Source organism: Polynucleobacter campilacus (assembly GCF_002206625.1).
Taxonomy (GTDB): Bacteria; Pseudomonadota; Gammaproteobacteria; order Burkholderiales; family Burkholderiaceae; genus Polynucleobacter; species Polynucleobacter campilacus.
Genome location: NZ_NGUP01000001.1, coordinates 493,658 through 517,977 on the forward strand (window position 1 = coordinate 493,658; position 24,320 = coordinate 517,977).

The window sequence follows — 24,320 nt, forward strand, 5'->3', positions numbered from 1 at the left end:
TCACTGAAATTCATTAAGGCGGAGAAATCATTTCTGATATTGCGTTACCAAGCTTGTAACCGCTTGTCCACGCCCCCTCTATCGTCGACTCAATAAACCAATCTCCACAAAGGGCAATATTTCGATTGGCGTCTAAATAAAAATATTGATCCTGGGGATTTTCTACTTTTGCGTAGCGCCATAAATGACTCTGATACAACTTGCAGGACTGGCCTGATATTTTTTCAAACTCAGGAACCAATTCAGACTCCACTTGATAATTGGTCATCTCAACCCGCTCTTTAGACCACTCATGATTAGCCTGTGCAATCCATGATTCTGAATCTGATCTACCTGGTTTTGAGTTATCTCTAGCAATCCAGCTAAAAGGACTATCAGCAATAAATGCGCCGTCAAAAGGTAGGGAGATTGGCTTATACAAAAAAGGAAATTAAAGTCCAGCAAGGCAACATGCGTGCATTAGCGCAAATTTCAGACAAGCCTTTAAACTGGCCGCCCAATAAAGACTCTGCCTGCTTGGGCGGTATTGCAATGACGATTAAATCAAAAGATTTGGGGTGCTGGCCTTTTTCTTTTGAGAATAGTATCCAACCCTCTTCAGTCTTAGCAATTTTAGAAATGGTGTGAGAAAGCATTACTGGAATATCACTGGCTAAGTATTTGGCCAATGAATTCATTGTGGGTACACCAACATAGCGTTGAGCTAAATTATCAACCTCAGTAGTCTGCTTTTTGTTGATCGAAACAATTTTTCCAAGCCAGGGCTCTATCACGCCTGCCTTAATCCAGGTATTGACCTCTTTCTTAAAAAGATCTCCCTTGGCTGTAAAGTACTGCGCTCCATGATCGGCGCCCCAATGCTCAAAAAGCCGATGACTCGTTCTACCCCCAGGCCCAGTACTTTTATCGAATAATGTAACAAGCTTGCCGGAAGCCTTGAGCGCCTTGGCACAGGATATTCCCGCTATACCAGCGCCAATAATGGCGACACTTTGAACTTTTTTCATGATCGATTTAGTATAGCCTGCGATTTTTATTATGTGTATAGCAGCAATAGAAGATAAATCTGCCTTAATCAATGACAACTCCTCTTCACAAGCAGATTTATATAAATCATGATTCAATATCCGCATGCTAGATGAACTCATTCGTAACTCTATTCGGGAAATGGTAGGCGGCAGTAGTGGGCCTCCAGTAGCATTTCTAACCCCCAAGGGAGATCGGGGCCTCTTTGGTCCAGAGTCTATGGCCTGGAGAGTCCATGCTGACTTTATCTCCATGATGATTGGGGGCATTAGCTCCTTAGTCCTTCAGGCCCTCCACCCCCAAGCATTGGCTGGAGTTTGGGATCATTCGAGCTTCAGAAAAGATCTCAAGGGCAGATTAGGGAGAACGGCCTACTTTATTGCTGCAACAACGTATGGATCTCATGAAATGGCTCATGAGATTATTCACAAGGTGAATAGAATTCATCAACATATCCATGGTATTGATGAGTTTGGAAAACCGTATATTGCAACTGACCCCCATCTACTAGCTTGGGTTCATCTGACTGAAACACTTAGCTTTCTAGAGGCCTACCAAAACTATCGATACCCAAAGCTGACTTGGCAGGAACAGGACCAATACTTTAAAGAAATGAAGGTTTTGGGAGAAATGCTGGGCGCTCAAGATCTGCCAGATACTCTCAAAGGAACGCAAGAAGCAATTGAAGCTTATCTTCCAGAGCTTCACTATGGAGAACGTGCCCAAAGCATCATTCAACTGCTAGATGACTTTCCGAGTAATTTGCAGTCTAGGCCCTTTGTCAAACTCATCAGCAAAGCTGGCTTTATCAACCTTCCCAGTTGGGCTCATACCAAACTAAAAAAGCCAAATCCATCTACACTTGAAAAGATCTTGGTCAATAAGAGTATCGATTTAATTGCAATCCCAATTAGAGATGCACTGAAAGATGGGGTTGCAGCCCACTCTTACCGAAGGGTTTACGGATAAACAAGGAAAGCAAAATGCTAAAGACAAAGTTTCTAATAATCAGTTTTGTTATAGCAATATCTGGATACGCTCAAGCGCAAGCGATTTCTAGTGATTTTCAAAAGAGCTGCGTTCAAGAACAACTAGCAGAGCATAAAGATATTAAAAAGAAATCTTTTACTGAAGAAGACTTTAAGCCCTACTGTAGTTGCTTGGCAGAATATATTTCTAAAAACACAAGCAGCAAGCAAGTGAATGAGTTAGTGATGAATCCTAAGGCTAAGCCTGAGTGGCTCAAAGGGATTGAGTCTAAGGCGATGAAAGGTTGCCTTGCTTCTGAGCCTAAGATGAGTACTTAAGGGTTTAGGAGATCGATATGCTCGTTATAAGCCTATATACCTAGGTTGCCATCTCGAAGTTAGAGGGCTGCTGGATGATTTATTACGCTTCCGATACATCTCTATTTTAAATTTTCACGATGATATATATTCTGCTTTCATCTGAATGTCTAGATAAAAAAAATGCCCGCCGAAGAGGGCAAAAGAGAGAACAGCGGGAGGTAAAATTAATCGATCACAACAGCCATCAGAGCAGTTGCTGCACCAGCTCCTAATGCCGGAATGCCCCAACGCTCTAAGGTCGGCAATGACTTACCAGTGACTACTTCAACAGGAATATCGCTGATCTCTAATAACTTCGCGGTAGTCGAGTTCTCAAACAATCTACTCAATGTATTTTTCTTGGCTGATCCTATGACGATACGATTACACCCTAGGCGCATCGCCTCATCGCGCAAGGCTTCGCCTTTATCACCGCTGACATGAGTAAATGAAAAGCTCGCGCCTGACTTTTCTAGAAATTCAATAGCCGACTTTGCTACATTTTTTGCACGCTCCGCCTGCCATTCTTTTATATCAGCTTTACTAAAAAACTTTCCTATATGACGATAAATTCTAGGCTGTACGTTACAAATATGAAACTGAGTGTTATCAGATTTTCCATACGTTAAAACTGCATGGACTACAGCTAAAAGAGCGTTGCTTGAATCATCTACTGGAATGAGGACTTTATTCATCACTTTATCTCCTTGAGTATGAGGCTTCTGTTGAGGTAGTATTTCGAATGCAGCTGGAACAACTGAAGCTGGCGCAATCACTTCTTCGAGTGCCAACCTACTTCTAATAAATCCACCACACAAAACACCGAGTATTACTAGAGCCTGAATGACATATTCAAAAGCTGGATATTGAAAGATTTGCCATTCTTTTACCATTGGCTCCGCAAGCATCATCTTTGCTGCCGTCCAAGCTAATACGCCAGCGCCTAGGTAAATCACTGAGGGATAACGCTCTACTAACTTGAGAATTTGGGTTGAACCCCAGATCACAATCGGAATACTAATTAACAGGCCCAGTACGACCAAGAGGTAGCTACCATGAGAAGCGCCTGCTACAGCCAAGACGTTGTCTAGGCCCATGACAGCATCTGCAATCACGATCGTCTTCATTGCACCCCAAAAACTGGTTGATGCATGATCATGTTCTTCATCACCATCTTTACCGGGATTTAATAACTTGTAAGCAATCCACACCAATAACAGGCCACCAACTAGCATCAAGCCTGGAATCTGTAATAGGTAGACAACCGCAAGCGTCATCGCACTTCTGACGGCAATTGCGCCTACCGCACCCCAAATAATTGCCTTCTTTTGCAAATGCGGAGGTAAATTTCTGGCAGCCATAGCAATGACGATGGCGTTATCGCTAGCCAAAACGAGGTCAATGACGATAATGGCCAACAGGGCTGAAAAAAACTCAGGGCTAAACAGTTCCAATTTAATAACCTTTATGCGTTTACGGAGTCCATGAATGCCATGGCTCTTGATGGGGTTAATTTAGGAGCATTTGCACTTAGTTAAAAGCAGAGATATATTGATAATAATTTCGGAAAAAACTGACAATGAGCAATTCCTATAACTATCGCCACCTCTATTACTTTTGGGTAGTCGCCAAAGAAGGCAGTATGTCCAAGGCCGCAGAGCGCCTGGATATGGCCATCCAAACCATTAGCGCTCAAGTTCATGAGCTAGAAAAATCCCTTGGATACCTACTTTTTAAACCTGCTGGACGAGGCATTGCCCTGACAGAGTCTGGCTTTGCAGCTCTTGAAATTGCGGATCAAATTTTTTCTATTGGCGAGAAGCTACCTGAAGCAGTCAGAGATGCAGCTAAATCCCCAAAAACAAAAATTATTGTTGGTGTATCGGACGGCTTGCCCAAGCTCGTGACAAGGCAGTTGTTAGAGCCTATCCTCAAACACAAGGACGCACAACTCATTGCTCATGAAGGAAAGTTTGAAGACTTGTTGGCAGATTTGGCGCTGCATCGTTTGGATATTGTCTTGGCAGACCGCCCCGCCCCTAATAATAAGAATCTCAACGTTTACAGTGAAGAGCTCACTAGAACATCAATGGCTTGGTATAGCCCAAAGCAATTTGTGAAAAAAGCTAAAAAAGATTTTCCTCATTGCTTAAATGAACTGCCCATTCTGATACCAACACCTCACTCTACCGTTCGCCTTTTAATAGACCAATGGTTTAGCAAGCATGGCATCACACCCAATATTGTTGGAGAATTTGAGGATAGCGCACTCCTCAAAACCTTTGCAGCTAGCGGCCTAGGGGTCTTTCCTGCTGGGAAGCTGATAGAGAAAGATCTCAAAGAAACCTATGGGATGGAATTGCTCGGTGACTGTGATGATATCTATGAATACTTTTATGCCACCCGATCTGAGAAGAAAATTCAGAACCCACTAGTTCAGGCAATTATTAAGCAGTAGTTTTTTATAGACCCATTAAGAATGCGGATAATAATCAAAAGCTGATTACACATAGAATGTATCAATGACTAATTTCTTAGACCCTGCAATTTTATTTTTTTTATTCGGTGCATTTGCAGGGGCCGTTAAATCGAATTTAGAAATTCCCTCTCAAATCTCCAGATTTTTATCATTGTATTTATTGATGGCATTGGGATTAAAGGGTGGTTTTGCTCTCCACAAATCTGGTTTCACCAGTGAAATTGGATTCTCCCTTGGTCTAGCAATTTTCTTAGCCATCATCATTCCGATCTTTGGATACTGGCTCTTAAGAAGAAGCTTGAATACTTTTGACGCAGCCGCTATTGCAGCTACCTATGGGTCAGTGAGTGCTGTTACCTTTATTACTGCTACTCAGTATTTAGATCAATTTAAGATTGAGTATGGTGGTCATATGGCAGCTGCAATGGCACTGATGGAATCACCAGCCATTATCTTAGCGATTATTTTGGCCAATAAAGCCAGGGCCGCTCACTCAAGAGATTTAAAAATCAAACAAGAAGCTACCAGCGTCTCGAAAATACTGCACGAATCTTTTACCGATGGAGCGCAACTGTTGTTGCTAGGCTCAATGCTTGTAGGCCTAGTCAGTGGCGATGCTGGTCAACAATTAATGGCTCCATTCTCGATTGATCTTTTTAAAGGCATGTTGGCTTTTTTCTTGCTAGATATGGGTCTGATGGCTGCCAGAAATTTTGGAGGACTCAAGGGTAAGCCGCCCATAACCGTTTTATACGCAATTGGCTCCCCTTTGTTTCATGCTCTATTAGCCTTACTACTTTGTAAGCTCATTGGTTTACCTCTTGGAAATACCATCTTACTCATGGTGCTCGCCTCCAGCGCTTCTTATATTGCTGTGCCAGCAGTATTGCGCCATGCCATGCCTGAAGTGAATCCAGCCTTATACATGGGGATGTCATTAGGCATCACCTTCCCCTTTAATATTATTTTAGGCATCCCTATCTATACCATCATTGCTAAATATTTTATGTAAGGGAATAGTCAAGCAAGATGTCAACCCATTCAAAACCTTACTCTGGACTCAAAGCAAGCTTATTGACTCAACATGGCAAAGAGTCAATCATTTGCCCGCAACTATTTGACTCCAATGACTTAGAAGTCATTCATGTATCAGACTATGACACCGACAAACTAGGATCATTTACTAGAGATATCCCAAGATATGGATCTCAACTCGATGCCGCAAGAAAGAAAGCTAGGGTTGGAATGGAGCTTTCGGGTTTAAAGCTTGGCATTGCTAGCGAAGGTGCTTTTGATAACGACCCTTACACAGGTATGTTTCCTTGGAACTATGAGTTAGTGCTTTTGATAGATGACATCCGAAATCTTGAGATTATTGGATTTTTTGGTGGCCAAGCTCAAAGCGCCAGCCAGCTAGTATCGAGCTGGGATGAATTGACTGCACTGCTTTCTGAAGCTCAATTCACTACGCATCAATTAGTAATTCGCCCTGACGATGAATATCATCCAGAATGTCGCAAAGGTATTAAAGATCTTGAATCCTTAAAAGAGGCATTTGAATGGGCAACCAAGCTTTCAAAAAAGGGGAATGTCTTTGTAGAGAATGACCTCAGAGCACACACCAACCCAACCCGCATGGCTAATATTCTGAAGGCTACGCAAGATCTCTCTAGAAAGATGAATTCTTTATGCCCAGAATGTGAGGCGCCTTGTTTTTGGGTAACAGAAAGGAAAAAGGGATTGCCATGCGCCTCTTGTGATGCACCAAGCAATTTACCCCTAGCAAATATTTGGTCATGCGTTAAATGCAATTACAAAAAAGAGGAAGTGATTGCCAATCAAGCGAAGGCAGATCCATCAAAGTGCAACTACTGTAATCCCTAAAACTGGATCAATTCCTATCCCCGACTTTGCCTTTAGAAATATCGATGATGAGGCGTGATAGTAAATACATTCTTGGGGTAATAGAGCTCACCAAAATGTATTCATCGTCATTAGAGTGGGCGCCAAATCCTTGAACCCCCATACTCTCAATCACTGGATTTTGAGTATCCAGCGCAGCAAAGGCAGCATCCGTTCCACCACCGGCAGCTACTGTCCCCAAAATTAAGTCACGGCCAAGTTCCGAATAGACTTTTTTGGCATATTCTGCCATTTGTAAAGACTGGGGGCTGGTCAATAGGGGTGGGCGACGGCGCTCAAAAGCAACATCAATTTTGGCATCAGGTATTTGCTGCGTTTTGACTCGCTCCCGCACCTTTTTCTCTACCACATCAAAATCATCTTTCTTCATCACACGAACATCAGCGGTAGCAAATGCAATAGAGGGTATGACATTACGATTGGTACCAGCAGTTGCTAGAGTCCAATTCATTTTTATACCCTCTTTAGGATCTGATAAATCACGCATCTGTTGAATCTGAAACGAGAGCTCTTCTAGGGCGTTTCTTCCCAGTTCGGGCGCAGAACCTGCATGAGACGCCTTACCAGTAATATTTAAATTAACAGCTGCAATTCCTGCTGTAGTGAGGGCAATACGATCAGATTTTGCCTGAGATGCCTCACATGAAAAGGTGGCATCATGCTCTGCACCTAGCTTTGAAAAATACGCTCGTGCTGCGGGGGAGCTAATCTCCTCATCACCATTAATGAGCACAGTAATTTTTCCATAGTCCTTAAATTTCAACTTTTTCAAGCTATCCATGGTGTGCAGAATTAATGCAATTCCTTGCTTATCATCCGAAATACCTAAGCCATAAGCACGATCGCCATCAATCCTGAACGGTTGCTTGGCAAGCATACCTTTGAGATATACCGTGTCCATGTGCGCAATTAAGAGTATTTTCTTTGTACCTGAACCCTTAAATTCAGCCTTCACCATGCGGCCCGGCCTATCAGGCGTATCGTGCATTCGGTACATATTAGCACCAGGTTCGATAAACTCAACCTGCCCACCAAGCGCCTTAAGGCGATTAAAAATTACTTGCGATATCTTGTCTAACCCTTCGCGATCCCTACTTCCAGACTCAAGGGATACCAATTCTTTTAAGGTATTTAAAAACGGTTTTTGCTCTTTTTCTACTACCGAAAATATAGGCTCTTGAGGGGCAGCGATACTGACTGATGCAGTCCCCATTACAGCAAGAAAGAATAAAATGGATTTTTTCATTTATCCCTCTAATGATTTTTCTATTCAGAATAAAAGAGAAGCATTAGTTATTTACTATTGGTAAGCCAAATTCGTTAGTATGGCCTGATGGGTTTAGATCAACTGATTGATCTGGTGGCAGCTCAATTTTGTAATGTCTTCTTAGAATATCTGATATCTGCTCATAACAAACACCCATACGGACAACTTGCATAGTTTCAAAGTTAATCAAAGTTGCAGACCGTCTATACATATGATATTTACGCAGGCCATAATCGATAATGACATCTGCGATGCTAGTTAATTCATCTTGTATATCTTCGACCCTAAACTTTGTTCCGGTTCCAGTTAAATTGGCAGATGATCCAAATAAGGGGTGCACCTCTTCGCGACTCAACTTAGTAATTTCAGCATGAAATGGTCCAGCATTTACCAGCATAGCCAATGTTCCACCAGCAGTACTGGCAGCAAGGGCATTTGGATCAATTTTTTTCATTAATGGATGATCGGTACGATAAGTGGCAATAGGACCTAATGGCAAGTTGTAATCTTGCGTAATCACTTCAATCATTTCTTGGCCACGCTTATCAAGCACCTGAAGCTCTCGCTGGGTTTCCATATCGCAAATCAAAGCATTGCGTTTATGTCCACCCCTTTGCTTAGCATTAAATATTTTCTTTAGGCCTTCTCTTGAGCCGCTGATCATCGTGTAACCAACATCTACCGGGAAAATGGCTATCCCTCCAGATTTACAAATTTCAAATGTTCTACGTGCATCCGCTTTGATATCTAATCTAGACATAAAAATCTCTCTTTTAGTTTATAAATTTATTGTGGTTTGAAGTTAGCAGCTTTAAGAATCGGTGCGAATTTGTCATATTCTTTTTGTAAGATAGCAACGGTATCTTCAGAAGTGCTAAATCTAACTTCAAATCCCAAGCCCTCCATTTCACTTCGATACTGCTTATCGTTGAAGAGCTCGGAGAAAGCTCCCTCCAGTCTCTTAACAACGGCTTTAGGAGTTTTGGCTGGAACCATGATGAGATACCGCGAGCTCACCTCCATGTTTAATATTCCACTTTCTGCAAGGGATGGAATGTCCGGAGCTAATGTTGATCTTTGAGGGCTGATTACTGCCAAGATCTTCACTTTGCCCGCTTGGGCATATGGCTGAACTTGGGATAAAGTGAACATTCCAATATCGACGTGACCAGCAATCGTATCTGTTAAAGCGGGTCCGTTACCCTTATAAGGAATCTCATTGACATCGATATTGGTTCGGTTAGTAAATAACATTGCCGCTAAGTCATGAGGGCTGCCTGGTCCAGAAGTAGCTAAAGCAACCTTACCTGGATTCTTTTTTGCATAGGCAATGAGTTCCTTCACATCCTTTGCTGGAAAATTCGGATTTGCCACTAAAACAATTGGTGCACTTGCGTAAAAAGAGATTGGGGTCAAATCCTTGCGAATATCAAAATTAATCTTTGAAAAAAGTAATGGCGCTAAAACAATCGTGTCAGTGTTCGCCAAGAGCGTATAGCCATCAGGTTCAGACCGAACCACTATTTCAGTGCCAATCGTGCTACCTGCCCCACCCTTGTTCTCAATAATAATCGCCTGGTTTAAGCGAGAATCAAGGTGCTTACTCATGACCCTAGTCGAGATATCTGTACCACCGCCTACTGCATAAGGTATGACTAACTTAATCGGTTTATTTGGATAAGACTGTGCATGAGCAAAACTGGCAATCCCAATAAGAACTATAGCGCTCTTTAAAAAGACTGACGTCATGAATGAAAAGAATGAGTTCATTACTGCAAGCTCCTATTGAGTACCAATTAAATCCCCAATTAAAAAAGCAATCTTCACCACACTTCTCAACACTAGGGGGGATAACTCAATCTAACATGCGAACCTGTAAAGGACCCTCAGGGATAACCCGAAAATAGCATATCCACACAAGTGATGAAGTGTAAGCACCCTGAGTTGACTCCGATTAACTTCTAGGGACTTTTTTATTGATGACTTAAGCTGCTACAGATAAACCATCAACCCGATGCTTTTGAATGAAAGAGGCAATGAGGCCGGATTGCTTTGCCTCTTTTACAAATTGAGTTAAAAATTCGATAGCTTGGATATTCTCCTTGGCTGTTGCCACTCCCTGCTGCACAGCCATGAATTGCCCATCCAAGACTTTAGATCCGGGTAATCTTTTGGACTCTTTTATTAAACCCGTCTTAAGTCCTGCAAGCGCATGAAGATTTTTACTAAAGAATAGCTCGACACTTGCTTCCAAGGTATCAGCATGGACCAAGGAGGCATGCTGAATATTACGAGCTAGCCATAAATCATAGGCGCTCTTCTGAAATGAGGCAATCTGGATACCGGGAGCATCAACAGATTCAATCGTTTTGAGTGTTGAATTTGGTGGGACTAAATAAGAAGCCTCAATTTCGACATAGGCTGGTGCAAAAGTAATTTTTTGCGCGCGATCTGGGTCAGATCCAACCAATCCAATCCCGCAGATACCGCTCGCTACTGCCTCTACCAACTCACCTTGAGTATCAAAAGGCAGCAATTGAACTTTCACATTCAACGCTGCTGCAATAGCCTTGGCCAAGTCAGGTGAGACACCATCTGGATTGCCTTGATTATCTTTTCCGGTAACTAATAAAAAATTACCGAGATAAATGCCGGCTGTTAAAACCCTGTTGGGTGCAAGCTGATTCGCTATTTGATTACTCATGGGATCTGTAGATTAAATAATTCGTTCACTAAATTTTTTCATTGCCGCCTCAGATAGGGTTAAGCCCAATCCAGGCTGCTCTTTTAATGTCATCATGCCATTTTTAATAATCGGCGGATCTTCAAATAACTCTGCCTGCAAGGGATCTCTCTCTGGGTCAGTAAATGCTTCCACAATACAGCCCGCAGGACTGCCTGCCACAATATGCGCATGTATGAAGCAATCATGATGAGGCGCAACTTGAACATGGTTAAGCTCACAGAGTCCCGCCATTTTTCGGCCTTCAGTAAAGCCGCCAAACATCGTGCAATCAAATTGCAGTATCTGAATTGCCTGTTCTTCAATCATGGCACGACAACCATAACTGGTCAGCTCACTCTCGCCTCCAGATAGTGGGATGCGAGTTTTATTGGAGAGCAATTTCAAGGCTCTACGATCATCTTCCCATCTCACTGGCTCTTCAAGCCATCTTGGATTGAGAGGCTCCAATAATTGCGCGCCCTTGATAGCAGTTTCTAAATCCCATGCACGATTCACATCAATCATGAGATCCCTTTTATCGCCAATGACTTCTCTGATAAGGGCCATGCGCTCGATATCTCTTTCCAGCGGTAAGCCACCAACCTTTGACTTGAAGCCAGTATGTCCTTGGTCTACTAATTTCTGCACCTCATCGCGCAGTTCAGAATCGTCCTTACCATCGCGATAGTATCCACAGGTGACATAGGCAGGTACTTCACTACGAAAGCCGCCAAAAATTCTATACAAAGGCAAACCAGCAGTCTTGCCAACAATATCCCAAAGCGCAATATCAATTGCTGAGGATATTCTGATGACTGCCTCTCTTGACCAACCTTTTTCACTTGCTAGTCTGCTAGTAGTAAGCGCAAATAACTTCTTATAGACACGTTCAGGGGCCAAAGGATCTTCACCAATAATTAAATCACCAATGCCAGACTTAAATGCCTTAACAGCAAAATCAATTGGCGTATAGCTAGTAGCTAGACCGAAGCCGTCAATACCCTCATCGGTATAAATGCGAACTAGGATCTCATTAGCGGTAGGAACAATAAAGTGGCTAACCCAATGTGGCCTACCTGATTGTGGTGCTTTAAGAGTGAAGACTTCAAGACGTGTAATTTTCATAAATGGATTTTTAATTCAATAAAACATTATTCATCAATGGAAGCGCCAGATTCAGCGATGATTTTTTTCCAGCGCACAGATTCAACCTGAATCATTTTGGTGAAGTCTGCAGGCGATGCAGTTGGCGCAATATCTAAACCCTTTTCGCTCATGCTGTCACGAAAATCTTTGCTGTTAAGCGCCTTCTGAATATCGCTATGTAATTTGGCAACAATATCTTTGGGCGTTCCAGCAGGAGCCAAAATACCAACCCACATATCAGGATTAAAGCCTGGCACTGTATCTGCAATAGGGGGAATTTCTGGGGCTAGTGGAGATCTTGTTACTGAAGTAATTCCAAGAGCACGCAATCTTCCATCTTTTATAAGAGGTAAAGCTAAAGGCAGACTTGAAAAGTTCATAGGAACTTGACCTGATACTGTATCCATTGCAGAGGCAGCTGCTCCTTTATAGGGAACATGAACAATATTTGTTTTAGTAAGGTACTTAAACAAATCAAACAATAGATGGTTCGGCGTGCCATTTCCAGCTGACCCATAAAACAACTCACCAGGCCTTGCCTGAGCATAAGTAATCAACTCTTTAACTGTTTTTGGTGGGAACGAAGGATTAGTAACGAGTACATACGGAGCCCTTACGATCGGCGCTACTGGCTCGAAATCTTTTTGCGCATCAAAACCTGTATTTTTATATAAATAAGGATTGATTACTATCGTATTACCCAAAGCAAGCAACAATGTATAGCCGTCCTTAGGCGACTTCGCTACATATTGGGCTGCTATATTTCCGCCGGCACCAGGGCGGTTGTCAACAATGAAGGGCACCTTCAACATATCCGTCAATTTTTGTGCGATTGCCCTACCCGTAATATCGTTAGCGCCTCCGGGAGCCTGTGTCAAAACAAAAGTAACTTGCTTGTTCGGATAGCTTGCCGATGTCTGCGCATAGGCGTTTGGACTCAATATTAAACAGCCAGATAAGCACAAGAGCACATACTTCATCATGATACGCAGCATACTGCCTCCTCATTAATCAATGTTTTACTAACTATAAGTTAGAAGTGATATTACTATTTAATACTTAATCGACTATCTCACTGTATCCTTGAGCATCAACAGATCTCTATTAACCTCCTCATAAGGCATCAAGAGATTTGGAAGCTCTAGCGAGAGGATGACATAAATCGAGATGCCAATAAGGAGCGTATATAAAGAGGCTAATAACCAGTCAGTCTCATTTTTTAAGACCATCGTGTAGCCAATCAAAAAGGCGCCAATACAGAGAAGGGCGAACAAAAACTTTAATAAGAGAGATGGAGGATGGGATTTTGTATCGATGACTCCAGCTGCAAAGGCCGTAGCCAAATTGCTGACTTGAGACGTAAGTAACCCCGTTGCAAAGGCCTTATTTTCGGAGGATGTATTCAAAGTTGCCTGTGTGACGTCCTCCTGAATCTTTCTAGTTGCTGCCATAATTTTTGCTCCCCCAGCATCTATATCAGACATGGCTATGAGATTTTTATATGCCGTGAGTCGTGCATCCAACAAATCATCGAGAGATTTTTTAACGACTACTTGATCATTTTTGTTTAGATACTTTAGCGAGCCATAAACCTGTTGAAGTGTTTGCGCTTGAACTCGAATAGCATCCATACGATCCACATATCTCGATGCAGATCCAGAGAATGTAAAACCTAGAACCAAAGCAGAGAGGCCAAAAATGGCCGCCGCTAAAGAGTCTCTAATGACAGCTCCACTCTCGCCATACTTTTTTAGTCGATAGAGCCCAACAGACCAGCCAATGGCAGTGAAAATAATAATCGCAATGATTAAACCAAAAGGAACATACTGAGCTATGTGCAAATTTGATTCAAAAAATGAGTGCATAGAAATCTGCCTTTTAAAAGATACTTACATTCTAAGCATTTAGTGGGCTAAAGATAGAAAAATCTGAAGCACTGAATCAATCTCTCCAGGCGGGATGTTTATCCATGACCGAAAGAAATAGCTTGGACTCAATCTGTCGGCGTAACCATTTTTGAATATGCGGGATGGGTAATAGCTCAAACTTTTGCTGGTCAACCATGGAAAATTGTCGAATAAATGGAAAAATAGCCACATCAACCCAAGTCATTCTGCCGCCCAGTAAATATTCGCTAGATCCTAGCGCGCGCTCCATGGGCTCCAACATCAATTCCATTACATCAGCTAGAACTGCTACTTGATTTAATTGGGGGTATCGATTGGGATATTTGTATTGGTCTAATAAACCCTTAAATACTTCGTCATTTTTCTCAATCCATGTCTTGGCGATATTCTCATCAAGCATGTTCCAACCATCTGGATCGGAAACCTTTAATGCCCAGCACATAATATCTAAGCTTTGGTCTAGAACAAGTCCATCCACATATAAAACAGGAACAGTGCCTTTGGGCGATAGATCTAACATCGATTGCGGCTTATTTCGGAGTTCAATCTCTCGATACTCAAACTGAATGCCTGCATATTGCAGCGCCATCCTAGCCCTCATGGCATAGGGGCACCTCCGGTAGGTATACAAAATTGGCGTCATCGTTTGATTACTGAAAGCTAGCATTAGACGATTTCAATACAAGTATCGATTTTTTTAATCTACTCAACCGACCCTCCTCTATACTGAGATTTCTAAATAAAATGACTAGCCAAGACGGAACTAAGCGAGAATTTTCCTCGATTTAGGTGCTCACAAAGACTGATAGTGCACCAAGACTTAATTGAAGTAAATTCTGCGGAGAATTCCTAACAGCATCATAATATTCCCTATATGACACTGACAGAATTACGCTATATCGTCGCAGTTGCTCGTGAACGCCATTTTGGCAGAGCGGCAGATGCTTGCTTTGTTTCTCAGCCAACTCTATCGGTGGCAGTTAGAAAGCTAGAGGAAGAGCTCAATACACAAATTTTTGAGAGAACCAACACTGAAGTTTCGATGACCAGCCTAGGCGCGCTCATTGTTGATCAAGCTCAACGAGTGCTGGAAGAGGCAAATTCTTTAAAACATCTGGCTATGCATGGACAAGACCCTCTATCTGGTCCATTGCGACTCGGCGCAATTTATACCATTGCGCCCTACTTACTTCCAAGCTTGGTGAGAATTGCAAGAAAGCGATTGCCCAATGTACCTTTATTTTTAGAGGAAAACTTTACGGTTCGTTTGCTAGAGATACTGCGCCAAGGAGCACTAGATTGCCTAGTTCTAGCAGAGCCCTTTGCAAGCGCTGGTTTAAACCAAATTGATTTATATGACGAACCATTTTTGGTTGCCGTACCTAAGGGCCATCCTTGGGAGTTCCGCACTTCGATACCGCACCGCGAGCTCAAGGAGCAAAATACTTTATTGCTGGGAACCGGTAATTGCTTTCGAGATCATGTCTTGGGAGTTTGTCCTGAATTAAACCGCTTTGGCTCAGGCGCTACTCTTGGCGAACAACGCAGCTTTGAGGGATCTTCCCTAGAAACCATTCGGAAAATGGTAGCGAGCGGCATTGGTATTTCAGTTATGCCTCGCACTTCCGTTGCAGATCCAGAAGCTGCAGATCAGCTTATTCGGTATATCCCTTTTGAGGACCCCATACCAACCAGAAGAATCTGTCTTGTCTGGCGCAAGAACTTCCCCCGTGCTGCTGCAATGGAGGAATTAGCCAAGGTCATCCGTGAAGCCGCTCTACCGGGGGTTACCTACCTTTAGAGCGGACTGTACTAGCTTAAGTCAGAAACTAAAGATGCCAAGGTTTCTAGTGGCAAGGTTTCAACATGCATTGGGTATCCCTTGTGATCGCAACCCACCATTAATTGAGCGCCGGCTTTCAGAGCTCTCTTCATATTACTAGTCAGATCAAAACGCATAAAGTGCACTGCTGATGTTTTCTCAGCAGTAGAACGCTCTAAATCTTCATCGGCAATGGCATAGACGCGCGGCTGACCTTCTACTTCAATAAAGATCTGATGCTCAATACCTACTAATTTGGCAAGTGCGACTTTACGATCAGCTTCATTAGGATATTCAATCATCATCGTTGCCTTGAAGTCAGAGCCTCCTGGAACTAAGGGGTTATAAGCATTCAACTCATCCTCAATGCCCTCTTCCTCAAAGGTCTTTTCGACGCGCAACATTTCTTGTATCTGATAACGCATTAAAAATTCATTCTCAAAAATCATCGTTACATGATCACCAAGGTGGACAGTGCGTAAACGACGCTCTTGAATTGCCTTCTCACGAAAAGCAGGACGCTCTTTGTGATAAGCCTCAAGACTCAGAAGGCTATCGCGTGTAATAGTTGCCATACTTTAATAATTCCTTTATTTATTGATAGTGTTACTTACAGACCGTATGCCTTAGCAAGCAAAGTGAGTGGATGCGCCATTTCTGATTTTGGCAATCCCAACTCTTCCATGCCTTGCTCAATATGATGACCGGCAAGCTGACAATCCGAGCTAATGTAATTGGGCTCTTCCTCAGCCATTCTTTTGAAAACAGGTTTACCAATCTTCATCGCTGTTTCATGAAATTCTTTTTTGACACCCCAAGTACCAGAGTGGCCAGAACAACGTTCGACCACATTAACTTCCGTACCAGGAATGAGCTTTAGAGTTTCAGCGGTCTTCTGTCCGACGTTTTGCACACGGGAGTGACAAGCCATGTGATAGCTAACGTGACCAAGCTCTTTACTGAAATCTTTTTTAAGCAGTCCATCAGAGTTGCGTGCCATAAAGTATTCAAATGGATCCCACATCGCATCTTTAACTAATTGTGTATCAGCGCATTCAGGGAACATCAGTGGTAGCTCTTGCTTGAACATCAAGGTACAGGAAGGAATTGGCGTCACAATTGCATATCCCTCACGCGCTAATTTAGCTAATTTAGGAATATTCTTTTCCTTATTCTCTGCCACTGACTCTAAGTCGCCGAGCTCTAGCTTTGGCATGCCGCAACATGCTTCCTTATCCACCAATTCATATGGAATTTGATTGTGATTCAGAACCTTAATGAGATCTTGACCAATTCCTGGCTCGTTGTAATTAATGTAACAAGTGGCGTAGATAGCTACCTTGCCTGGCGTCTTTGTGCCATCAACCACAGGCCATGCGTCTGACTTCTTAGCCAACTGCGGGAAAGTCTTAGGAGCATATTCAGGAATCCAAGCATTCTTATCAACTCCCAAAGCGCCTTCCATCACCAAGCGCGCAAGTCCAGTGCTATTAACTGCATTCACTGCCTGCGTAACAATCGGAATTCCAGCGAAGTGCCCAAGCTTGTCTGTAGAGGAAAGCAACTTATCGCGGAATGTTGCTTTGTCATCTTTAAAATTAACCGCCTTTGCACGCAGCATCAAATGCGGGAAATCGATATTCCAAGGATGTGGTGGTACGTAAGGGCACTTCGTCATATAGCAAACATCGCAGAGGTAGCACTGATCGACTACCTTCTGATAGTCAGCTTTATCAACCTGCTCCATCTCCAGATCTTCAGTAGCATCAACTAAGTCAAAAAGAGTCGGAAATGATCCACAAAGACTCACGCAACGACGACAGCCATGGCACAGGTCAAAGACCCGCTCCATTTCGGCCTCTAAATTGGCCTTGTCATAAAACTGGGGATTTTTCCAATCCAAGGGGTGTCTTGTTGGAGCCTCTAGACTGCCTTCACGTGTTGTCATATTCGTTCTCTAATGTTTTTTTGCATGGGCTATGCAACTCAATGGCGCTAGTGTATGACCCAAAGATTCGATAGTAAAATTGTATTAATTAACAATTTCAATAGGAAATAACTAAATACACGGAAATCTGGGGTTTAATTCGGTCTAAACCCCAAGAAAACCTCAAATGGAGGCTTCATTTGAGTATATACCCTCCAAAAGCGCCTGTTTCATGTAGTTAAGGTGTTTTATTTTATTAATTGAAATATCTATATCAGTTGTTTTTAACTATCAAGACAATACAAAAATACGATTATTCAGGCCGGCAATTTTGTCCATAATGAGTCCGTGGTGATGTTTTCACCCCTATTTCAACAACCCATTCTTAGGAGTCATAAATGGCTAAAACCGTAAAAGGTACAAAGACAGAACAGTCTTTGAAAGAAGCATTTGCTGGTGAATCACAGGCAAACCGTCGCTATCTCTATTTCGCGAACCAGGCTGACATTGCTGGTGCAAACGATGTAGCAGCAGTATTTCGTTCAACAGCGGAAGGCGAAACAGGCCACGCTCACGGTCACATGGAGTATTTGATCGAAGGCGGTGCAGGCGAGCCAGGTACTGGTATGCCAGCTAAGACAGTTGCCGAAGCATTGCAAGCAGCTATCGCCGGCGAAACTCATGAGTACACAGACATGTACCCAGGCATGGCTAAGACAGCACGCGATGAAGGCTTTGACGAAATCGCTGATTGGTTTGAAACATTAGCAAAGGCTGAACGTAGCCACGCTAATAAGTTCACCAAGACTTTAGAAGCGCATTTAGCAAACGTTTAATCATTGTTTGTTGTACCAAATAAAAAAGACTGCCTAGGCAGTCTTTTTTATTTATTGAGGTCACTGAGTGAAGTAACTGAACAACTCAGCTATCTTTTAAAAGCCCCTGCAATACTTCACGCACCTTCTGCGGAATCGGTGTGGATTGGTTGCTCAAGCGATCCACATACACATGCACAAAGTAACCTATTGCACAAGCAACATCCTCATGATTTTTAAAGATAGCAACCTCATATCTAGCGCTGCTATTACCTAAGTGAGTTACTTTCAATCCCACATGAATTAAATCAGGATAAACAATTGGGGCAAAGTATTGGCATTGGGTTTCAACAACCAAGCCTATTTCTTTGCTATTTTGAAGATCTAAAACATTATGCTCAATCAAATAACGATTGACTGCTGTATCGAAGAATGAGTAGTACACCGCATTATTAATATGGCCATACACATCGTTGTCATTCCATCTCGAATGAACTTCTTCAAACGCTACAAAATCTGCGCGAGTTGGCGGTGGGGATTTTTGATGACTCATAAGGCCTCTCTGTAAAGAGCATTAGCATCAGTTAAGGTGATCTCACGGGGACTATTTTGCAGCAAGCGAGTCTGGAGCATGGCATCACTTGCCAATTGGTCAATATCATTCGAGGTAATCCCCACTTCTGATAATCGCTTGGGAAGCCCCAAACTACCGGCGAGCCCACCTAAATAATCTGCTAGTTGAGATGCTTGCTCTGTGGTGGATCCTTGTAAGCCTGGCTTGATGATTTGTCCAAGCTGAGCGTACATAACATGCGCCTGCGCGATATTAAAGCGCATCACAGGGCCTAACATCAAAGCATTGGATAGGCCATGAGACACATGAAATCTGGCACCAATGGGGTAGGCCAAAGCATGCACACCAGCTACTGGCGCATTCGTAAATGCCATGCCCGCAAGACAAGCACCTAAGAGCATATTTTCACGAACGACGATGTCATCACCCGCATTAACTGCCGCATGAAGATTGCCAGCCAATAATCTAAGCGCTTCTTTGGCCAAACAATCAGAAACCAGATTTTTTAAACGCTTTGTTGTAAATGCCTCAATGGCATGCACCATGGCATCAATACCAGTTGCTGCTGTGATGTGTGGGGGTAAGCCTAAAGTCAGTTCAGCATCTAACAGTGCCACATCAGGCATGAGTTTAGGGGAGACAACGCCTTTTTTCTCACTCTCGCTCACTGTGACAATAGAGATAGTGGTGACTTCAGAGCCCGTTCCTGCAGTGGTAGGAACTAAGATCAGAGGTAGTCGCGGACCTTTAGCCATGCCGATGCCATATACATCGGATAACTTTTCTTTTCCTGGCACCAAGAGTGCCACCAATTTAGCAACATCCATTGAACTGCCACCGCCAAATCCAACAATGAAATCTGCTTTACATTCTTGAGCAAGCTTTACAGCGCTATCAATCACAGAAACCGGTGGATCAGCCTGAACATCTGAAAATACTTTTAGAGAAAGTGCCAATTCTTTGAATTGAGGCAGCGCCTTATTTAACAATCCCGCTGATAAGACGCCAGGATCAGTAACAATGAGTACTGATTTACCACCACGCTCAATAATCCGCTTGGCTAAATGAGCAGACCCACCCCGTTCTACGATGATGGACTGTGTTGAGTGGAAGTCAAATTGCATTTCTGTACCTTATAAAAATCCTGCCCAACTAATACAGAAATCATAACCCACGCAATCAAGAGTTTTAGGCCAATTTATCCTGAAAACCTAGGGCTTGTACTAATTCATTTCCCCTGTATCCGAATAGTTGCCAATATTGCCACCCCTATAATGGTCTGATAAATTACTGTGAATTATTAAGGGGACTAAAGTGAACTATCAAACTCATTTCAAAAGATTTGCGGGCATCCTATTAAGCCTGACTGCCTTGACATCATTAAGTCATGCGGCTGATGTCTTTCCATCTAAGCCCCTCAAAATTATTGTCACCGCCGCTCCTGGAGGAACGACTGATATTGCATCTAGAGCACTTGCAGATCAGCTCGGAAGAGAATTAGGGCAATCAGTGTTAGTTGAAAATAAAGCGGGGGCAGCAGGAATTATTGCTCTGCAAGCATTAATCGCTAGTCCAGCAGATGGCTACACCATGGCGATGGGCAACATTGGTACAAATGCTATTAACTACGCTCTATATAAAAGCCTGCCGTACAAATCAGAAGACATGAGGGCTATCAGCGTTGTTTTAGCAACCCCTAATGTCATGGTGGTGAACTCTGCCCTACCAGTCAAGACCGTGGCTGACTTCGTAGCATTGGCTAAAGCAAACCCAGGTAAGTATTCATTCGCATCTTCTGGCAGAGGACAGTCCATTCACATGTCAGGTGAATTATTTAAAAATATGTCTGGTATTGATATTGTCCACGTACCTTACAAAGGTGCAGGCCCTGCTCTCATTGACTTGCTAGCTGGGCAAGTGACGATGATGGTTGATAATTTGCCGAGCTCTATAGAACATATTCGCAGCGGCAAACTACGCGCCTTAGCAGTCACTAGTAAAACCCGTAACCCTGATTTACCAGATGTACCCACCATGCAAGAAGCAGGCTATCCAAACTTTGAAGTGATTGCTTGGTTTGGATTATTCGTTCCGGCTAAAACGCCTCAGCCTGCAGTAGATAAAATTTATGCTGCGTTGAAAAAGGTTTTAAATTCGCCTGAAACCAAAGCCAAATGGAAAGATTTGGGTGGCTGGGGAATTGGTGATACCCCCGCGAACACTGATCTATTTGTGGCTGCTGAAAAGAAAAAATGGGAAGACGTTGCCGTTCAGGCAAAGATCCCACGCGAGTAAATCACAGAGTCATTTACTGCGCAGGTCTTAAGCCCAGCATCGCACGTGCTTCACTAGAAGAAGCTAACTCGCCGCCCATGCTTTCGATGAGCGCTTTAGCTTTGAGGACTAACTCAGCATTGGTTTTGCAAAGTACGCCTTTGCTGAGATAAATATTGTCTTCCATGCCAACGCGCACATGGCCGCCATATAACCAAGCTTGAGCAACGATTGGATACTCTGCCCGACTAATACCAAAGGCAGCCCAATTGGCGCCCTGAGGTAGTTGATCACGCATATATAACAAAGTAGCTGGATCGGTATTTAGGCCATACTTCACGCCCATCACGAAAGTGAAAAGTCCTGGGCCATCAATCGTACCGTCCTGCAATAGATCTTTTGCTAGATTAAGATCGCCAGTATCAAAGATCTCTAATTCAGGCATGACTCCTGAATCACGAATCACCTTAGCCATCTTACGAACGTTAGAAGGCGTATTCATCACAACATCGGCGCCTGAGTTCATGGTATTTAAATCTAAGGAGCAAATATCTGGTTTTAACTGGGCAACGTGCTCCACCCTTTTCAGCGGATGGCACAAAGTAGTCCCTGGTGCAAATACCTTAGGATCATCTTCACTCGGAATATATCTACCGCCAGGCCCGGTAGTTAAGTTAATGATCAGCTCTTTGTTTTTCGCCTTGATTAAACGCATCACCTCAGCGTAATGACCTATATCCATTGATGGCTTACCCGTATCAGGATCGCGCACATGAATATGCACTACGGCGGCCCCGGCATCAGCCGCACCTAAGCAGGATTCTGCAATTTGAGCAGGTGTAATTGGCAAATAAGGCGTCATCTCAGGTTTGGTGAGATTACCTGTTACTGCACAAGTTAAGATTGTTTTATTCATGATTGACCAAAAGAAAATAAACGATAGCGGACTCTATCTTACAGTGATAACGCCCGATTCTTCTGAGGCCAGACATTAGCTCGTCATTCCAAGAAAAGATCGAATATGCTGCCCAGTAAACCATCCTAAGGGATAACCCGAAAATTCTATTTCTGAGCAAATATTTAAGAGTAAGCTCTATAGAAACGAGTAATTGGTTTGCTGAAATTCCAGATCACATTAACTATCTCATGATCCAATTTGATCCAGACAAGGTCACTCCATTAAAGAGTGAAGCACAGTCGCTAAATTATCTTTCAAAACCAGCAAGCCGCTAGGGAGTTTATTGTGATAAAAATAATTCAACATGGATTTTTCATCGTATTGTTAACGCTCAGTTGTAGCGCATTTTCACAGAGCCAATCGACCACCAAGGCGCCACAATATAAAGTTGATGCTTCTTGGCCAAAAGCATTACCCAATAATTGGATATTAGGTCAAGTGGCAGGAGTAGCCACCGATAAAAATGATCATATTTGGATCATTCATCGACCACTCACTATTACAGACGATGAAAAAGGTGCCACGCTAAATCCCAAAAGATCAAAATGCTGCATCCCTGCTCCACCTGTTCTTGAGTTTGATAAAAACGGGAATTTATTACAAGCATGGGGCGGTGCTGGCAATGGTTATAACTGGCCTAAAAATGAACATGGAATTTATATCGACCCTAACGGTAATGTTTGGGTTGGTGGGAACGATCAAACTGACCATATGATTCTAAAATTTACTAAACAAGGAAAATTTCTTCTGCAAATTGGCTCTCCTGGCGCAAGTCTTGGTAGCAACGATACAACTCAGCTTGGCCGTCCTGCTCACATGAATGTCGACCCTATTGCAAACGAAGTTTATATTGCCGATGGCTACTTAAATAAACGTGTCATTGTTTTTGATTCCAACACCGGAGTCTATAAACGTCATTGGGGTGCATACGGAAATGCTCCTAGCGATGAAAAGATGCCGAATTTTAATCCGACGTCAATGCAATTTGCTAATCCAGTTCATTGTGTTCGTCTCATGAAGGACAACACCTTATTTGTTTGCGATAGAGCAAATAACCGTATTCAAGTGTTTGAAAAAAATGGAAAATTTATACGTGAAATGGCTTTTGAAACTGAAACTCGTGGTTCGGGATCGGTTTGGGATCTCATCCCTTCGGATGCAAGTGAAAAGTATATTTTGATTGCGGATGGCACCAATAATGAGGTCACCGTGCTAGTACGTGACACCGGCCAAAAAGTAGGATCTTTTGGTAGAAGCGGTAGAAATGCAGGAGACTTTCACTGGGTTCACAATATCGCAGTTGATTCTGAAGGCAGTGTATACACTACAGAAGTTGACACCGGAAAGCGGGCTCAAAAATTTATGAAATCAAAATAAATTGGTTCATCTCTTGAAATATCTTTTTGCCTACGCGCTCTTTTTAACGCTGAGTACTCCTGCAATAGCCCAACTCGAAGTCATGATCTCGGGTGGTTTTCAGGGGCCCTACACACAAATGCTACCTTCCTTTGAAAGGACGACTGGCATTAAGGTGATTACAAAATCTGGGGCATCTCAAGGCTCTGGTCCTAAGACCATCAAAGCCCAACTACTCACTGGTACAACAGCAGACGTAGTAATTCTTTCACGTGAAGGACTTACTGAGCTCATTGCAATGAATAAAATTCTTCCAAATTCAGATGTTGATTTAGCACAGGTCCCTATAGGTTTAGCCGTCCCAGCAGGAAATGCAAAACCCGATATCTTGTCTACCAAAGCTTTTGTGGATGCCCTTGTCAAGGCAAAAAAAATAGTTGTTCCAGGCAGTACTAGTGGCATTTACTTAACTAAAGAAATTTTTCCCAAGCTTGGTATCAGTGATCAAATTTCAGTGCAAATAACTGAGCGAGGTGCACAAGCTACAACATTGCTGGCTAATCGCGAAGCGAATATTGCCCTCCAACCCAGCAGCGAACTCATCAATGTAGCGGGTATTGATTATGTGGGCCCAATACCTGATAGCCTTCAACTCATTCAAACTTTTGCTGCCGCAATCACTACAAATGCATCGAACTTAGAAGGGGCTAAAAAGTTAATTGAATATTTAAGCTCGCCCATTGCAGTAGGGCCCATCAAAAATAGTGGCATGAATGTCATACAATCAAAATAA

The 24,320-nt window shown here is 42.9% G+C and carries 26 protein-coding genes and 1 pseudogene; 10 read left to right on the top strand and 17 right to left on the bottom strand.

Annotated elements, in window-relative coordinates; all coding sequences use genetic code 11:
• Positions 1–13: 13 nt before the first annotated feature.
• Positions 14–421, bottom strand: a complete 408-nt coding sequence (locus tag CBI31_RS02475) for an NAD(P)/FAD-dependent oxidoreductase (protein ID WP_088524825.1) — start codon at positions 419–421, stop codon at positions 14–16.
• Positions 414–1,148 (bottom strand): NAD(P)/FAD-dependent oxidoreductase, encoded by a 735-nt coding sequence (locus tag CBI31_RS02480; protein ID WP_088524826.1) that lies wholly within the window; start codon positions 1,146–1,148, stop codon positions 414–416. Before CBI31_RS02480 ends, CBI31_RS02475 begins: the two co-directional genes overlap by 8 nt.
• Between CBI31_RS02480 and CBI31_RS02485 the strand changes: the two genes are divergently transcribed.
• Entirely contained in the window at positions 1,132–1,995 is an 864-nt protein-coding gene (locus tag CBI31_RS02485) for an oxygenase MpaB family protein (RefSeq protein WP_088524827.1), read from the top strand. The genes CBI31_RS02480 and CBI31_RS02485 overlap by 17 nt on opposite strands.
• Positions 1,996–2,009: 14 nt before the next feature.
• Positions 2,010–2,333 (top strand): hypothetical protein, encoded by a 324-nt coding sequence (locus CBI31_RS02490; RefSeq protein ID WP_088524828.1) that lies wholly within the window; start codon positions 2,010–2,012, stop codon positions 2,331–2,333.
• A 206-nt stretch (positions 2,334–2,539) separates the two neighbouring features.
• On the opposite strand, the gene CBI31_RS10475 is transcribed toward CBI31_RS02490, so the two are convergent.
• A complete protein-coding gene (locus tag CBI31_RS10475) occupies positions 2,540–3,049 on the bottom strand; it encodes a universal stress protein (RefSeq protein WP_240553698.1) in 510 nt (169 codons plus the stop codon).
• 96 nt (positions 3,050–3,145) lie between these two features.
• Positions 3,146–3,814 (bottom strand): annotated as a pseudogene (locus CBI31_RS10305) (TerC family protein); the annotation flags it as partial.
• A gap of 119 nt (positions 3,815–3,933) precedes the next feature.
• On the opposite strand from CBI31_RS10305, the gene CBI31_RS02500 reads away from it, so the two are divergent.
• The 3 genes from CBI31_RS02500 to CBI31_RS02510 all read left to right on the top strand — a co-directional run bounded on the left by CBI31_RS02500 (position 3,934) and on the right by CBI31_RS02510 (position 6,717).
• Entirely contained in the window at positions 3,934–4,812 is an 879-nt protein-coding gene (locus CBI31_RS02500) for a LysR family transcriptional regulator (RefSeq protein WP_088524830.1), read from the top strand.
• 64 nt (positions 4,813–4,876) lie between these two features.
• Positions 4,877–5,845, top strand: a complete 969-nt coding sequence (locus CBI31_RS02505; protein ID WP_088524831.1) for a sodium-dependent bicarbonate transport family permease — start codon at positions 4,877–4,879, stop codon at positions 5,843–5,845.
• A 17-nt stretch (positions 5,846–5,862) separates the two neighbouring features.
• Positions 5,863–6,717: a DUF6671 family protein gene (locus CBI31_RS02510; RefSeq protein ID WP_088524832.1), complete on the top strand. Its 855-nt coding sequence runs from the start codon at positions 5,863–5,865 to the stop codon at positions 6,715–6,717.
• 7 nt (positions 6,718–6,724) lie between these two features.
• Here the strand turns inward: CBI31_RS02510 and CBI31_RS02515 are convergent, their stop codons facing one another.
• The 8 genes from CBI31_RS02515 to CBI31_RS02550 form a co-directional block, all read right to left on the bottom strand.
• Positions 6,725–8,002 carry a glutamate carboxypeptidase gene (locus tag CBI31_RS02515; RefSeq protein WP_088524833.1) on the bottom strand — a complete coding sequence of 426 codons (1,278 nt, stop codon included), beginning with the start codon at positions 8,000–8,002 and terminating at the stop codon, positions 6,725–6,727.
• A 43-nt stretch (positions 8,003–8,045) separates the two neighbouring features.
• A complete protein-coding gene (locus tag CBI31_RS02520; RefSeq protein ID WP_088524834.1) occupies positions 8,046–8,783 on the bottom strand; it encodes a Sua5/YciO/YrdC/YwlC family protein in 738 nt (245 codons plus the stop codon).
• Between the two features lie 26 nt (positions 8,784–8,809).
• Entirely contained in the window at positions 8,810–9,793 is a 984-nt protein-coding gene (locus CBI31_RS02525) for a Bug family tripartite tricarboxylate transporter substrate binding protein (protein ID WP_088524835.1), read from the bottom strand.
• A 214-nt stretch (positions 9,794–10,007) separates the two neighbouring features.
• A complete protein-coding gene (locus CBI31_RS02530; RefSeq protein ID WP_088524836.1) occupies positions 10,008–10,727 on the bottom strand; it encodes a transporter substrate-binding domain-containing protein in 720 nt (239 codons plus the stop codon).
• Positions 10,728–10,739: 12 nt separating this feature from the next.
• Complete coding sequence (locus CBI31_RS02535; RefSeq protein WP_088524837.1) at positions 10,740–11,873, bottom strand: mandelate racemase/muconate lactonizing enzyme family protein; 1,134 nt, start codon at positions 11,871–11,873, stop codon at positions 10,740–10,742.
• A 26-nt stretch (positions 11,874–11,899) separates the two neighbouring features.
• A complete protein-coding gene (locus tag CBI31_RS02540; protein ID WP_216861400.1) occupies positions 11,900–12,889 on the bottom strand; it encodes a Bug family tripartite tricarboxylate transporter substrate binding protein in 990 nt (329 codons plus the stop codon).
• A gap of 72 nt (positions 12,890–12,961) precedes the next feature.
• Positions 12,962–13,759, bottom strand: coding sequence for a hypothetical protein (locus CBI31_RS02545; protein WP_088524838.1), 798 nt, complete (start codon positions 13,757–13,759; stop codon positions 12,962–12,964).
• A gap of 76 nt (positions 13,760–13,835) precedes the next feature.
• Complete coding sequence (locus tag CBI31_RS02550) at positions 13,836–14,468, bottom strand: glutathione S-transferase (RefSeq protein ID WP_240553666.1); 633 nt, start codon at positions 14,466–14,468, stop codon at positions 13,836–13,838.
• A gap of 207 nt (positions 14,469–14,675) precedes the next feature.
• On the opposite strand from CBI31_RS02550, the gene CBI31_RS02555 reads away from it, so the two are divergent.
• The gene (locus CBI31_RS02555; RefSeq protein ID WP_088524839.1) at positions 14,676–15,602 is read left to right on the top strand and encodes a LysR substrate-binding domain-containing protein; all 927 of its coding nucleotides are present in this window, start codon (positions 14,676–14,678) and stop codon (positions 15,600–15,602) included.
• An 11-nt stretch (positions 15,603–15,613) separates the two neighbouring features.
• On the opposite strand, the gene CBI31_RS02560 is transcribed toward CBI31_RS02555, so the two are convergent.
• Together CBI31_RS02560 and CBI31_RS02565 are read right to left on the bottom strand one after the other, a co-directional pair.
• Positions 15,614–16,198 carry a DUF3501 family protein gene (locus CBI31_RS02560; RefSeq protein ID WP_088524840.1) on the bottom strand — a complete coding sequence of 195 codons (585 nt, stop codon included), beginning with the start codon at positions 16,196–16,198 and terminating at the stop codon, positions 15,614–15,616.
• Positions 16,199–16,233: 35 nt separating this feature from the next.
• Complete coding sequence (locus tag CBI31_RS02565) at positions 16,234–17,571, bottom strand: heterodisulfide reductase-related iron-sulfur binding cluster (protein WP_088524841.1); 1,338 nt, start codon at positions 17,569–17,571, stop codon at positions 16,234–16,236.
• Positions 17,572–17,948: 377 nt separating this feature from the next.
• Here CBI31_RS02565 and CBI31_RS02570 point away from each other — a divergent pair, with 377 nt between their 5' ends.
• Positions 17,949–18,386, top strand: coding sequence for a rubrerythrin family protein (locus CBI31_RS02570; RefSeq protein WP_088524842.1), 438 nt, complete (start codon positions 17,949–17,951; stop codon positions 18,384–18,386).
• 85 nt (positions 18,387–18,471) lie between these two features.
• Here CBI31_RS02570 and CBI31_RS02575 read toward each other — a convergent pair whose 3' ends face one another.
• Positions 18,472–18,918 (bottom strand): acyl-CoA thioesterase, encoded by a 447-nt coding sequence (locus CBI31_RS02575; RefSeq protein ID WP_088524843.1) that lies wholly within the window; start codon positions 18,916–18,918, stop codon positions 18,472–18,474.
• Complete coding sequence (locus CBI31_RS02580; RefSeq protein ID WP_088524844.1) at positions 18,915–20,063, bottom strand: iron-containing alcohol dehydrogenase; 1,149 nt, start codon at positions 20,061–20,063, stop codon at positions 18,915–18,917. Before CBI31_RS02580 ends, CBI31_RS02575 begins: the two co-directional genes overlap by 4 nt.
• Before the next feature lie 190 nt (positions 20,064–20,253).
• Here CBI31_RS02580 and CBI31_RS02585 point away from each other — a divergent pair, with 190 nt between their 5' ends.
• Positions 20,254–21,234 (top strand): Bug family tripartite tricarboxylate transporter substrate binding protein, encoded by a 981-nt coding sequence (locus CBI31_RS02585; RefSeq protein ID WP_088524845.1) that lies wholly within the window; start codon positions 20,254–20,256, stop codon positions 21,232–21,234.
• A 13-nt stretch (positions 21,235–21,247) separates the two neighbouring features.
• Here CBI31_RS02585 and CBI31_RS02590 read toward each other — a convergent pair whose 3' ends face one another.
• A complete protein-coding gene (locus tag CBI31_RS02590) occupies positions 21,248–22,129 on the bottom strand; it encodes a beta-keto acid cleavage family enzyme (RefSeq protein WP_088524846.1) in 882 nt (293 codons plus the stop codon).
• A gap of 327 nt (positions 22,130–22,456) precedes the next feature.
• Here CBI31_RS02590 and CBI31_RS02595 point away from each other — a divergent pair, with 327 nt between their 5' ends.
• Together CBI31_RS02595 and CBI31_RS02600 are read left to right on the top strand one after the other, a co-directional pair.
• A complete protein-coding gene (locus CBI31_RS02595; RefSeq protein ID WP_206075427.1) occupies positions 22,457–23,548 on the top strand; it encodes an NHL repeat-containing protein in 1,092 nt (363 codons plus the stop codon).
• A 13-nt stretch (positions 23,549–23,561) separates the two neighbouring features.
• Positions 23,562–24,320, top strand: coding sequence for a substrate-binding domain-containing protein (locus CBI31_RS02600; protein ID WP_133062478.1), 759 nt, complete (start codon positions 23,562–23,564; stop codon positions 24,318–24,320).

Excerpts from the sequence above, each read along its gene's own strand:
- CBI31_RS02485 (WP_088524827.1), top strand. The coding sequence starts at position 1,132 with ATGCTAGATGAACTCATTCGTAACTCTATTCGGGAAATGGTAGGCGGC.
- CBI31_RS02480 (WP_088524826.1), bottom strand. The coding sequence starts at position 1,148 with ATGAGTTCATCTAGCATGCGGATATTGAATCATGATTTATATAAATCT.
- CBI31_RS02490 (WP_088524828.1), top strand. The coding sequence starts at position 2,010 with ATGCTAAAGACAAAGTTTCTAATAATCAGTTTTGTTATAGCAATATCT.
- CBI31_RS10475 (WP_240553698.1), bottom strand. The coding sequence starts at position 3,049 with ATGAATAAAGTCCTCATTCCAGTAGATGATTCAAGCAACGCTCTTTTA.
- CBI31_RS02500 (WP_088524830.1), top strand. The coding sequence starts at position 3,934 with ATGAGCAATTCCTATAACTATCGCCACCTCTATTACTTTTGGGTAGTC.
- CBI31_RS02505 (WP_088524831.1), top strand. The coding sequence starts at position 4,877 with ATGACTAATTTCTTAGACCCTGCAATTTTATTTTTTTTATTCGGTGCA.
- CBI31_RS02510 (WP_088524832.1), top strand. The coding sequence starts at position 5,863 with ATGTCAACCCATTCAAAACCTTACTCTGGACTCAAAGCAAGCTTATTG.
- CBI31_RS02515 (WP_088524833.1), bottom strand. The coding sequence starts at position 8,002 with ATGAAAAAATCCATTTTATTCTTTCTTGCTGTAATGGGGACTGCATCA.
- CBI31_RS02520 (WP_088524834.1), bottom strand. The coding sequence starts at position 8,783 with ATGTCTAGATTAGATATCAAAGCGGATGCACGTAGAACATTTGAAATT.
- CBI31_RS02525 (WP_088524835.1), bottom strand. The coding sequence starts at position 9,793 with ATGAACTCATTCTTTTCATTCATGACGTCAGTCTTTTTAAAGAGCGCT.
- CBI31_RS02530 (WP_088524836.1), bottom strand. The coding sequence starts at position 10,727 with ATGAGTAATCAAATAGCGAATCAGCTTGCACCCAACAGGGTTTTAACA.
- CBI31_RS02535 (WP_088524837.1), bottom strand. The coding sequence starts at position 11,873 with ATGAAAATTACACGTCTTGAAGTCTTCACTCTTAAAGCACCACAATCA.
- CBI31_RS02540 (WP_216861400.1), bottom strand. The coding sequence starts at position 12,889 with ATGCTGCGTATCATGATGAAGTATGTGCTCTTGTGCTTATCTGGCTGT.
- CBI31_RS02545 (WP_088524838.1), bottom strand. The coding sequence starts at position 13,759 with ATGCACTCATTTTTTGAATCAAATTTGCACATAGCTCAGTATGTTCCT.
- CBI31_RS02550 (WP_240553666.1), bottom strand. The coding sequence starts at position 14,468 with ATGCTAGCTTTCAGTAATCAAACGATGACGCCAATTTTGTATACCTAC.
- CBI31_RS02555 (WP_088524839.1), top strand. The coding sequence starts at position 14,676 with ATGACACTGACAGAATTACGCTATATCGTCGCAGTTGCTCGTGAACGC.
- CBI31_RS02560 (WP_088524840.1), bottom strand. The coding sequence starts at position 16,198 with ATGGCAACTATTACACGCGATAGCCTTCTGAGTCTTGAGGCTTATCAC.
- CBI31_RS02565 (WP_088524841.1), bottom strand. The coding sequence starts at position 17,571 with ATGACAACACGTGAAGGCAGTCTAGAGGCTCCAACAAGACACCCCTTG.
- CBI31_RS02570 (WP_088524842.1), top strand. The coding sequence starts at position 17,949 with ATGGCTAAAACCGTAAAAGGTACAAAGACAGAACAGTCTTTGAAAGAA.
- CBI31_RS02575 (WP_088524843.1), bottom strand. The coding sequence starts at position 18,918 with ATGAGTCATCAAAAATCCCCACCGCCAACTCGCGCAGATTTTGTAGCG.
- CBI31_RS02580 (WP_088524844.1), bottom strand. The coding sequence starts at position 20,063 with ATGCAATTTGACTTCCACTCAACACAGTCCATCATCGTAGAACGGGGT.
- CBI31_RS02590 (WP_088524846.1), bottom strand. The coding sequence starts at position 22,129 with ATGAATAAAACAATCTTAACTTGTGCAGTAACAGGTAATCTCACCAAA.